The sequence below is a fragment of the Kribbella catacumbae DSM 19601 genome (genome assembly GCF_000372465.1).
Taxonomy (GTDB): domain Bacteria; phylum Actinomycetota; class Actinomycetes; order Propionibacteriales; family Kribbellaceae; genus Kribbella; species Kribbella catacumbae.
In genome coordinates this window covers 1-11690 of record NZ_AQUZ01000102.1, presented here as the reverse complement: position 1 = coordinate 11690, position 11690 = coordinate 1, and the positions used below count along the sequence as shown (strand labels likewise).

At 67.3% G+C, this 11690-nt stretch carries 7 protein-coding genes and 1 pseudogene; 3 read left to right on the top strand and 5 right to left on the bottom strand.

Annotation, left to right across the window (positions count from 1 at the left end; all coding sequences use genetic code 11):
- Positions 1–1374: pseudogene (locus A3ES_RS0144685) on the top strand (hypothetical protein); the annotation flags it as partial.
- A gap of 6 nt (positions 1375–1380) precedes the next feature.
- Here A3ES_RS0144685 and pulA read toward each other — a convergent pair.
- The 5 genes from pulA to A3ES_RS0144660 all read right to left on the bottom strand — a co-directional run bounded on the left by pulA (position 1381) and on the right by A3ES_RS0144660 (position 10050).
- Positions 1381–7107: a pullulanase-type alpha-1,6-glucosidase gene (gene pulA / locus A3ES_RS0144680; RefSeq protein WP_020393348.1), complete on the bottom strand. Its 5727-nt coding sequence runs from the start codon at positions 7105–7107 to the stop codon at positions 1381–1383.
- Positions 7108–7386: 279 nt separating this feature from the next.
- Positions 7387–8115 (bottom strand): SIR2 family NAD-dependent protein deacylase, encoded by a 729-nt coding sequence (locus A3ES_RS0144675; protein ID WP_020393347.1) that lies wholly within the window; start codon positions 8113–8115, stop codon positions 7387–7389.
- Positions 8112–8678: a GNAT family N-acetyltransferase gene (locus A3ES_RS0144670; protein WP_020393346.1), complete on the bottom strand. Its 567-nt coding sequence runs from the start codon at positions 8676–8678 to the stop codon at positions 8112–8114. The genes A3ES_RS0144675 and A3ES_RS0144670 overlap by 4 nt, the downstream gene beginning before the upstream one ends.
- Before the next feature lie 41 nt (positions 8679–8719).
- Complete coding sequence (locus A3ES_RS0144665) at positions 8720–8926, bottom strand: sulfurtransferase TusA family protein (protein ID WP_020393345.1); 207 nt, start codon at positions 8924–8926, stop codon at positions 8720–8722.
- Complete coding sequence (locus A3ES_RS0144660) at positions 8923–10050, bottom strand: cysteine desulfurase family protein (RefSeq protein WP_020393344.1); 1128 nt, start codon at positions 10048–10050, stop codon at positions 8923–8925. Before A3ES_RS0144660 ends, A3ES_RS0144665 begins: the two co-directional genes overlap by 4 nt.
- Before the next feature lie 94 nt (positions 10051–10144).
- On the opposite strand from A3ES_RS0144660, the gene ctaC reads away from it, so the two are divergent.
- Together ctaC and A3ES_RS0144650 are read left to right on the top strand one after the other, a co-directional pair.
- Positions 10145–11044, top strand: coding sequence for an aa3-type cytochrome oxidase subunit II (gene ctaC, locus A3ES_RS0144655; protein ID WP_020393343.1), 900 nt, complete (start codon positions 10145–10147; stop codon positions 11042–11044).
- Positions 11041–11690: cbb3-type cytochrome c oxidase subunit I (locus tag A3ES_RS0144650; protein ID WP_020393342.1), on the top strand; the 650-nt coding region annotated here is incomplete at its 3' end. The genes ctaC and A3ES_RS0144650, both read left to right, overlap by 4 nt.

The following is an 11690-nucleotide window of genomic DNA, read 5'->3' as shown; positions in this document are numbered from 1 at the left end:
GAACACGGCTCCACCACCTTGACCATCCGCGCCTCCACCGGCGACGTGATCCGCTTCAAAGCCACCCTGCGCCAACTCGCCGACGCCCTCGCCGAACTGGGCCACCCCGGCACCCTCGGCCAACGCATGGCCATGGCCGTCGGCATCATCTCCGACCCCACCCTCACCCAAGAACTCCTCCTCACCCTCGCCACCCACCTAACCCCACCCAACCAACGCACCAGCAACCCAGGCACCGCCCCAGACACCAACCGCAGCAGCACCCCCGACACCGACCGCACCAACGCCCCAGGCACCAGCCCGGACGCCGCGCCCGAACCGGACGCAGCGTCCGCCCCATCCACAGCACCACCAACCGACCAGGACGCCGACGCCGACCGCGAGAGCCAGCCCGCCACCCACGCGGAACCTGACCCGCAGCCAGACGCGGAGACCGACAGGGACCCGACGGCAGGCACCAAGCCCCAACCCCAGCCCCAGCCCCACCCGCCGACGGCAACAAACACCGGCGCAGAACCAGCGGGCTCAGCTGCGCCCGGCCAGGATCGGCCGACTGACTGGTACACCGCCGACGAACCCCCAGCCGAACACGACCCCAACTGGGACCCCCCACACCCCAGCGACCCCGCCTACGACCACACCGCCTCCCCCGCCCCCTCGGCAGCCGACAACCGAAACGACCGCCGCGACCCCGGCCCCGCCGAGCCTCCCGATGCCCCCGAAGCCACGGACCCGGCGGACGCCGCCGACCACGCCGAGAGCCCGGATCAGAATCCGGGGATGGATGCTGCCGCACGCCGCGAACTCGCCAAGAAACTAGCCGCGATCCGCCACAACGCCACCCGCCAAGGCCCCAGCAGCATCGGCCGCCGCCCGGCGCAAACCACCCTCTACATCCACCTCACCGACCAAACCCTGCTCGCCGGCGAAGGCGTCACCCGCGTCGAACGCTTCGGCCCCGTCTTCACCACCCACCTGGAAGAACTCCTCGGCCACAGCCAGATCATCATCAAGCCCGTCATCGACCTCAACGACGACCGGATCAACGTCAACGCCTACGAGGTGCCGCGGGAGATGCGCGAGCATCTCAAGCTGATCTACCCAGTTGAGCAGTTTCCCTACGGAGCCACGGAGACCACCGACAGCACCGACCTCGACCACGTCACGCCGTACGACTTCGCCGACACCGGGCCACCGGGCCAGACCAGCATCACCAACCTCACCCCGCTACGGCGCTACAGCCACCGGGTCAAGACCCTCGGCGGCTGGCAAGTCCGACGCCTAAACGACGGCGCCCTGGAATGGATCACGAAACACGGCCTCCGATTCCGCGTCGATCACAAAGGCACGCACCGGATCACCGACCAAACCTGACCCGAGTCAGGACTGAACCAGTACCGCGACCGTTCGCGCCGGAACATCCACCGTTCCGGTGCCGGTGGTCCAGGTGGTTTGTTTGACGATTGGGTCTGAGCCCGCCGACTGGATGGGGGAGAGGGACAGGTTGGCCCCGGTCAGGCCGGGGATCTGTTGGGTGACGGCTGAGCCTGTGGCGTTGAAGACGACGAGGAGGCCCTTGAGAGCGGGGTCGACGTTCGGGCCGACCGTGTCGTCGATCCGCAGGACGACCACGCCGGGCTTGGCGGCCGGAGTACCGCTCAGGGGGTAGCTGAGTTTCTGGTTGATCAGGCCGGCCGAGCCGAGGCGGAACAGCGGCGTGGAGAAGCGCAGCTTCAGCAGGTCGGCTGCGGCCGCGCTCGCGGTGGCGACGTCGGTGGACGACGGCTTGAGGGCCGGGTTGGCCAGCAGCGGCTTCATGAAAGGCCACTTGGCTTCGTTGTCGGTCTTGGGTGGCAGGCCATGGCCGAAGCCGTTGTCGGCGCCGGTCCAGTCGAGGGTGTTGAACCAGTCACCCGAGTCGTAGGAGTTCCGGTCCAGCGACTTGCTCCGCAGCAGGTCGGAGCCCGCATGCCAGAACGCCGGCGTCTGGGCCAGCGCGGTGGTTGCCAGCGACAACGTGTTCATCCGGACCCGATCGGCCATCGGCAGCGTCGCGGGCAGCTTGTAGGTCAGCGAGTCCCACAGCGTTTCGTTGTCATGGGCATCCACATAGCTGATCACCTCGACCGGCTGATCGGCGTACCCGGCGGGGGAGCCGTTGTAGTCCACCCCGTCACCACGTACGACGGCGCCGCCGTCCGCGGACCGGAACGTGAACGACCGGAGGTTGCCCGCCAGGCCGAGTTGGACGAGATCTGTGTCGTGCGCGAGCCGCTTCGCCTGCTCGGCAGGTGTTCCGTTGATCGGGGCACCGTTCGGGTCGCTCGCGGCGCCGGAGCCGAAGCCCTGCACCCGTGGATCGTCGTCGAAGGGCCCGCCACCGCGGACCCCGTCCCGCATGCGGTCGGAGAAGGTGCCGATCCCCGTCCCGCCGAGGTTGCCCTGAGTGGCCTGGACGAAGAGCGCGTTGTCCGCCACCTCGCCGAAGTTCCAGCCCTCGCCGTACAGATAGACCCTCTTGCCGTCGACACCGTCCTTGGCCCGGGTCAGCTGGTCCAGAGCGGCTCGCACCTTGAGCATGTTCGCCTTGCTGTGGTGCCCCATCAGGTCGAAGCGGAAGCCGTCGACGCGGTAGTTCCGCGCCCACGACACCGTGCTGTCCACCATGATCTTCTCGGCCATCGCGTGCTCAGTGGCGATGTTGCTGCAACAGGTCGACGTCTCGACCCCACCGGTCTTGTTCAGTCGCTGGTAGTAGCCGGGCACAACCTTGTCCAGCACCGACGTCGGCGCTTGCCCGGCCGCGGGCGTGTGGTTGTAGACCTGATCCAGTACCACCCGCAGACCGGATTTGTGCAGGCCTCCGACCATCGTGCGGAACTCGGCGACTCGTGCCAGCCCGTCCTTCGCGGTCGCGTAGGACCCTTCCGGTGCGAGCCAGTGGTACGGGTCGTAGCCCCAGTTGAATCCGTCCTTGGCCGCAACTGCCGAGACACAGGCCTGCTGTTGCTCCGAGTCTGCCGGGAACGACTTGAGGTCGCAGGCCGGTTGCTGCTGACCGGTCTCCGGGATCGACGCGATGTCGAAGGTCGGCAGCAGGTGCACGGTGTTCAGCCCTGCCTGCGCAAGCTTGCGCAGGTGCTTGGTCCCGTCGCCATCGTCCGCGAAGGCCAGGTAGGTCCCGCGATGTGCGGCCGGTACGGAGGTGTCGTTGATCGAGAAGTCGCGCACGTGCAGCTCGTAGATCGTCGAGTCGACCGCACGCACAAGCGTCGGCGAAGGCGTCTTGGCCCAGAGCGCGGGCATGCCGGCCGGAGCTTGCAGGTTCACCGCCACCGAGTACGCCGAATCGGTGCTGAGGGCAAGCGAATACGGATCGGTGACGACGTTGGTCTCGACCTTGCCGGTGCTCGGCGCGAAGACCTTCACCTCGAACCGGTAGAGAGCGTTCTCCCAGGTCCTCCGCCCGTCCGCGGACCACGAGCCGTCGTTGTTGCGCTGCATGGCGATTCGTTGAGAGCCGATCAGCAGCGTCACGTTCTGCGCGGTCGGCGCCCACACCGTGAAGCGGGGAGCCCCGCCACGCCACGTCACGCCGTACGAGCGTCCCGCCGCGGCGCCGTACAGCTCGTCGAGGACGCCAGGGATCTGTACTCCGGTCGCGTCGAGCAGGTGCCCGGCGTCGTCGTACTGCGCAAGCCCGAGCTGCCCGGTGAGGATCTTCTTCGCGTCGCCGTAATCCAGCCTCAGTGCCGCGTACCCAGCCAGTGCTGGGAACTTGGCGAGCACCTTCGGCGGGATCCCCGCTGGGTCGACGCGCAGGCCCGCGGACGTGCCACCGATGTCGTCGGCATCCACCGCTAGCGAGCCGGTCGATGACCAGTGCAGTCGCCACCGAGACCGTTCAGGATGCGCCACGGCCGGTACTGCGAGAAGGTCCTTGCCGAGCCAATACGCCTTGGCCTGCTTGAGATCCGGCTGGGCGCCGGGCTTGGAGGTCGTCACCGTGAGGATGTGGGTCGCGAGGACGTACGAGAAGGTGACGACGAGCCCGTCCCCCGGAATGGTGATCGGGATGTTGCCGCCGGTCGGGCTGCCACCAGCGCCGTAGCTCTCGTCCCACGACAGGCCGTGTGCGACCTTCGCCTCATAGCTGCCCGCCTTCATCTTGGTCGTCGACCAGGAGTACGTGCCGTCGCCATCCTGGTCGGTCAGCCAGGGCCGCATGCAGTCGGGTGCCCAGTCGCCCGGGCAACCGAGCTCGGACTGGAAGGTGCCTGGAACGGTGACGATCGGCTTCTGCGGATCGGAGTTGTCAGTGACGAAGTGCCTGCCGTGTTCGTAGTAGAACGTGACAGGTGTCGACGGCGCGGTGTAGGAGATGTTGGCGCCGTTCGGGTTGCCGCCGGCACCGTAGTTCTCGTCCCACGTCTTGTTGATCGCGGCCTTGTAGGCGTAGTCACCGGCCGGGATCGTCGTATAGGTGCCCTTCCAGACCTGGTCCTTCGGGTCCAGCGTCAGCTGTGCCTGGTCGCAGTCGGGGACCCAGTCCGCCGCGAGAGGACAGCCCATCTCGCTGTTGTGGGAGCCGGGCACGCTGACATTGGCCGGCTGGCTCACCGGATCCTGGCCGCCGCCTCCACCGCCACCGGGGGTCGGTGCGTCGCCGACGATGCCGTACGAGCCGGACACCGAGTAGTTGCCAGACGCATCCTTCAGCACCGAGCGGTACTCGAGAAGCGTCCCCTTCGGCAGTCCGCTCACGTCATGGAACACCCTGTACGGCGCGTTGTCGTCGGACCCCAGCCGCTGCCAACTCGTAGTACCGACAGGGCGGTAGCCGAAGGTGACGGTGACTGGTGTGTTCTCCGGGACGGCTGCTGCGATCTCTGCGCGGCCACCGACCGTTGCTCCCGGCTCCGGTGAGCTCATGTAGACCGGGGGAGCGCTGTGGCGGCGCGGCAGCTGGCTGGTCGCCTTGTAGACCGAGACGGACAACGGCGCCGCAGTCACGACCACACGGCCTTCACGGTCGGTCTGGAGCTGGCCGCCGCCACCGTAGATCGGCTTGAACCGGCCGTTCTTCAGGTACGTCGGTACGGTCGCCGACTTCGCGGTTGCCGCGTTGTTGGCGACCACGAGGTATTCCGTGTTGTCCTTCCCATACCGGCTGAAGGCGTAGAGCCCGCCGGCGTTGGAGGAGTACCGGTGCACTTGGGTGCCGTCGGCAAGCGTCGGGTACTGCGCCCGCAGCTTCTGCAGAGCCGCGATGTGCTTGTACATCGGCGCGTTGGCGTCGAAGCGGTCCTTGCTGCCGATCGTCGTCGTACCGGTGCCGTCGACAACTTCATCGTCCATGTAGTCGGTGGTCTTGGTCGCGAACATGTCCTGCCGGGCGTCCTTGTCGCCGCCAGGCCCGGTGAAACCCTGCTCGTCGCCGTAGTAGATCACCGGCTGGCCGCGGGTCAGGAACATCAGGGAGTGGGCCAGCTTGTCGCGCTGTAACAACTCTTGCCCGGCCGCGCCGCCCTGCTTGAGGAAGAGGCCGATCCGCCCCATGTCGTGGTTCCCGAGGAACGTCGGGAGCTGGTACGCGTTCGAGTCGGTGTCGGTGTAGTAGTCGTCGTTCGCGTAGAAGTCGCGCAGTTGGGTGCTCGGCTTGCCCTGGGCGAAGGCGACCGCGTTCTGCTGGAAGCCGAAGTCGAGAGTGGCCTGCAAGGCGCCTTGCGTCGTGTACGTCGACATCAGCTTCGGGTCAGCGTCGAACACCTCGCCGAACATGAAGAAGTCCTGCTTGCCCTTGGCCTTGGCGGCTTCGAGGATCTTGGGCGAGAACTTCTGCCAGAACTCCAGATTGACGTGCTTGACCGTGTCGATCCGGAACCCGTCGATGCCCATCTCGGCCCAGGTCTTGTAGACGTCGATCATGCCGTCGCGGACCTTCGGCTGCTCGGTGAACAGGTCGTCCAGGCCGACGAAGTCGCCGTACTCCGCGGATTCGCCGGCGAAGGTCGAGTCGCCGCGGTTGTGGTAGAGCGTCGGGTCGTTCAGCCAGGCGGGCTGCTTGACCGTCTCGTCGGCCGGCGTGTTGAAGATCGGCACGTTGGGGAACGAGGTGTTGCGGTCCAGCGGCGGGAAGGTGTCGCCGGCGGCGTACTGCTTGTCGTCGAAGATGTTGCCGTTGGCATCCTTGTACGGGCTGGTGGACTTCGAGATGTAGCCGTACTGGCCGGACTGGTAGTTGATCACGTCGGCGGTGTGGTTGGTGATGATGTCGAAGAAGACCTTCATCCCCTTGCCGTGTGCCAGCGTGATCAGCTGCTGCATGTCCGCGTTGGTGCCCAGGTGCGGGTCGATCTGGGTGAAGTCGGTGATCCAGTACCCGTGGTACCCGGCACTGACGTTCGCGCCCTCACCCTGGACCGGCCGGTTCTTGAACGACGGCGTCAGCCAGATGGACGTCGTACCGAGGGACTTGATGTAGTCGAGCTTCTGCATCACGCCGGCCAGGTCGCCACCGTGGTAGAAGCCCTTGTCCTCCGGATCGAGCCCGGTACTCAACCGGTTGCCGGTGAGACCGCCTGCGTCGTTCGACTGGTCGCCGTTCGCGAACCGGTCGGCCATCAGGAAGTAGAAGCGTTCCTTGGTCAGATCCTGGCGCAGGCTCGGCGACGCGAGCGCCTTGTCGGCCGCGGTCACCGCAGACCCGGCCAGGTCGACCGGCTTGACGGACACGACATGGCTGGTGTCGTCGTAGCTGAACTGGACCTTCGCCGGGCCCTCGAGCCGCAGCGGGATGTTGGCGCCGTTGAGCACACCCCCGGCGCCGTAGTTCTCATCCCACCCGCCGTTGACAGTCACCTTGTACTCGTAACTGCCGGCCGGTACGTCGAACACCTTCGTGTACGGCGCGGCCGCCCCCAGACTCGTCGCCGCACACGCCGGATCCCAGTCGCCCGGGCAGCCCAACTCACTCTGCAGCGAACCGGCGACCGTGATCACCCGATCGGCCGCCTGCCGCGCCGTCGCGGCCGAGGCCGTCCCCAGCCCAAGCGCGATCACCGCCAGCGCCGTGAAGCCCGCCGTCCATCGCCTGAAACCACGCATTTCCGGTCCCCTCCCACACCAATGCAGCCTGCCGGGGACGCTAACCCCCGACTCCCACCGACGGAAGACCTCAAAGGTCGCGGTCAGGTGACGGGAGTCCAAAGAGCAGACACCGGCAAGTTCCGCTGCGAATCTGCCGGTCCTCATGTTGCGGATCCGTCGAGGGTGATGCTGCGGATTTGTCGCACTGTTCGTTGCGGATCCGTCCGGGGGTGCGCTGCGGATCTGTCCGGGGGTGCGCTGCCGATCCGTCCGGGGGTGCGCTGCCGATCCGTCCGGTCAGGTGACGAGGGCGGGGAGGGCTTGTTCTATCGGGGTGGTGATCAGTTCGGTGGCTTCTTCGTCGTAGGGGGTGGGGTCGGCGTTCAGGATGATGAGGGGGATGCCTTGCGAGAGGGCCAGGTCGCAGAGGCCGGCGGCTGGATAGACCTGGAGGGAGGTGCCGATCGCGAGGAACAGGTCGGCGTCGCGGGTGGCTGCTGCGGCGGCGTCGAGGACGTTCTGGTCGAGGGCTTGGCCGAAGGAGATGGTGGCGGACTTGAGGATGCCGCCGCAGACCTCGCAGGGCGGGTCTTCCTCGCCTGCCTCCAGCCTGGGGAGTACGTCGGCCATCGGGATGCGGCGGGCGCAGGTGAGGCAGTCGACGTACCAGACGGTGCCGTGCAGTTCGTGGACCAGGGTGGGGGAGGAGCCCGCTTTCTGGTGCAGGCCGTCGACGTTCTGGGTGATCAGGCCGGTGAGGCGGCCCTGGCGTTCCAGGTCGACGAGCGCGCGGTGGCCGGCGTTCGGCCCGGCGTCCCACGCGGCCGCCGTACGGCGGAACTTCCACGCCTCGGCCCGGACCGCCGCCGAGGCGACGTACTCGTCGATGTCGAACATCGCCTGTGCCGCCGGGTTCTTCGTCCACAGGCCCTGCGGACCGCGGAAATCCGGGATCCCGGAGGCGGTGGAGATGCCGGCGCCGGTCAGTACGGCGATGCGCTGGGCCTTCGCGACGAGCTCGGTCACGCCTCCGAACGTAGCGCAGCGGCCTTCCACTCCGGTGCGAGCACGGACATGATCACTTCGTCGTACCGATCGCCTTCCCACTTGAGCGACTGCCGCCGGACGCCCTCGACGACAAAGCCGGCCTTCTCGTACGCGCGTTGTGCACGCGGGTTGAAGGCATACACGCCGAGGTCGATCCGATGCAGCCCGAGCTCCTCGATGCCGTAGCCCACGATCAACCGGGTCGCCTCGGTTCCGAGCCCGCGACCCCTGCCCTTCGGGCCGATCAGGATCCGGAAGTTGCAGCTGTCGTCCTCAGGGCTCCACTCGTTGAGCACCGCCTCGCCGACCACCTCACCGGAGGCCCGGTCGACGATCGCCAGATCCAGCCGATCGGTCTGCTCACCCCGCGTCCGGTACCACTTCCGCGCCGCCTCCTCGCCGATCTCCCCGCGGCTCGCGGTGAGCTTGGCCACCTCAGGATCGTCCATCGCGACCTGCAGAGCGGGGTAGTCGTCCTCGGTCACCGGCCGCAGCTCCACCAGCTCGCCGCTCAACGTCGGCTTGTACGCAAAGTCAGTCACACCCCGCAGTCTCGCTGCTGAGGGTCCGGGCAGCCAGCGGTTTAACTCAGGCGGCGTACGACGTACTGGTGGTTGTCGGCTGAGACGAGTTCCTGGGAGCGCATGCGGCACCAGGCGGGGATGTCGGTGGCGGCGGCTGGGTCGTCGGCGAGGATGGTGATGGTGTCGCCGATCGCGAGGTCGGGGAACGCCTGGGCGAGTTTGATCACGGGGAGTGGGCAGAGCATGCCGCGGCAGTCCAGCGTCACATGCCCACCTCCGCCCGGATCCGCTGGACGAGGCCGGGCAGCACCGTCGCGAAGCGGTCGACCTCATCATGCGTGCTGGTCCGCCCGAGCGACACCCGGACGTTTCCGTGCGTGAGAACGCCCATCGCGGCCAGTACGTGCGACGGGCGCAGTGTGCTCGCAGTACAGGCTGAGCCGCTCGACACGGAGAAGCCCTCGGCGTCCAGGGCGGTCACCAGCGCCTCGCCGTCGACGTACAGGCAGGAGAAGGTGAGTACGTGCGGTAGCCGGTCGCTGGGGTCGCCGACGACCTCGACGTCCGGGATGTCGGTCGCGACGCGGTGACGCAACTCGTCGATCCACGCCCGGTGCTGCTTGTTGAGCTCATCCGCCTCGGACAGGCGAGCCTGGAGAGCTGCGGCGGCAGCGAGGGCTGCCGGGACGTTCGGATGGCCGGGGGAGAGGCCGTCCTCTCTCTCGTCCACAGGCCAGGCCGGCGCTAGCCGCGTCCCCTTCCGTACTGCGAGCAGCCCGACACCCGCCGGCCCACCCCACTTGTGCGCACTGGCAGTCAATGCCGACCAGCCGGCTGGTACTACGTCGTGCGCGATCGAGGCGGCGCCATCCACGAACAGCGGGACTCCTGCCGCAGCGCAGACCTCGGCGAGCTCCCCGATCGGCTGACGGGTGGCGACCTCGTGGTTGGCGGACTGCAGCGCAGCAACGGCTACACCCGGTTGCCGTACCTGCTGGGCGAACGCGTCCACGTCGACCCGTCCAAGGGCGTCGACGCCGACCTCGGCCGTAGTACCGGCTGCTGCGGCTGCGTGGAGTACTGCGGAGTGCTCTACCGCGGAGTGCACGACCACCTCGCCCACCCGGCGCCGGGCGGCGGTCACTGCGAGCAACCCAGTGTGGATCGCGGCCGTCCCCGAGGTGGTCAGAAACAGCTCGTCCGGCCGTACTCCGAGGCCTTCGGCAAGGACCGCGCGGGCATTGTCCAGCAGCAGCCTGGCGGTCCGCCCCTCGTGGTGCAGCCGGGCCGGATCGGCCCACCCAGAATCCAATGCCGACAGCAACACATCCCTCGCCGCAGGATGCAGTGGTTCCGCTGTCGCGGCGTCCAGGTACGCACGGCTGATCACACGGGAAACGCTAAGCCCTACCTATGCGCAGAACGCGGGAAGGTGTCCAGTAGTGTTCTGTCGTCAGTCTCACCTGGGAAGGGAAAGGCGCCCCGTGGGTTCGAACGGCACGCCCGGAGTGGTGCGCGCAGCAGGTCTGAAGAGGGCCCGCGCCGCGGTACGTCCGGCGAAGCGACGCCTGCTGGTGGCGACGTCAGTAGCGGTGGGCACGTTGGTGCTGACCGGCTGCTCGTCGGAGACCACTGAGCAGTGGAAACGACTCGGTCTGCCCGAGGGCGCAACCGACCGCACCGAGGCGATGAGAAGCCTCTGGATCGGCGCCTGGATCGCCGCCCTGATCATCGGTGTTCTCACCTGGGGCCTGATCCTCTACGCGTCGATCCGGTATCGCCGGCGCAACGAGGACGCGCCGCGGCAGACGCGCTACAACCTGCCGCTCGAGGTGCTCTACACGCTCGCTCCGTTCGCGGTCATCGGCGTGCTGTTCTTCTACACCGTCGAGAACGGCAACAAGATCACCCACATGTCGGACAATCCGTCCCACACGATCAACGTGGTCGGCCAGCAGTGGCAGTGGACCTTCAACTACAAGGAGACGGTCGACGGCAAGGAAGGCGTCTGGGAGACCGGCACGCTGGACAAGCCCGCCGAGCTCTGGCTGCCGGTGAACGAGTCGGTGCACTTCGACCTGACCTCGCCGGACGTCATCCACTCCTTCTGGGTGCCCTCGTTCTACTTCAAGCTGGACGTCATCCCGGGCCGGACCAACAAGCTCGAGCTGACCCCGACCAAGACCGGCACCTTCGCGGGTAAGTGCGCGGAGCTGTGTGGGCTCTACCACAGCCGCATGGTGTTCACCGTCAAGGTGGTCACCGCCGACGAGTACCAGGCGCACCTGAGAGAACTGGCCGCCAAGGGCCAGACCGGCGCCGCGACCGGCGGCCAGGACGCGACCACCATTCCCGGCCACGGGAAGCAGGAGGGCGAGAAGTGACCGACATCGCCGAGCGCACAGGCGCCATCGGTGCGGCGACCGCGCTGCCCAGGCGGCGCAGCAAAGGCCAGATCGCGGTCAAGTGGCTGACCACCACCGACCACAAGCTGATCGGGCATCTGTACCTGATCACGTCGTTCGCGTTCTTCCTGATCGGTGGCGTGATGGCGCTGCTGATCCGCGCCGAGCTGGCCAAGCCGGGTCTGCAGATCGTGAACGAAGAGGTCTACAACCAGCTCTTCACCATGCACGGCACGATCATGTTGCTGCTGTTCGCGACACCGCTGTTCGTCGGCTTCGCCAACGTGATCATGCCGGTCCAGATCGGCGCCCCTGACGTCGCGTTCCCGCGGCTCAACATGTTCAGCTTCTGGCTGTTCCTCTTCGGCGGCCTGATCACCATCTCCGGCTTCTTCACCCCCGGTGGCGCCGCCGACTTCGGCTGGTTCGCCTACGCGCCGCTGTCGAACGAGGTCCGCTCTCCGGGCGTCGGCGGTGACCTGTGGATCATGGGTCTGTGGATGGCCGGCCTGGGCACCATCCTCGGTGCGGTCAACTTCGTCACCACGATCATCACCATGCGGGCCCCCGGGATGACGATGTTCCGGATGCCGATCTTCACCTGGAACATCCTGGTGACCTCGAT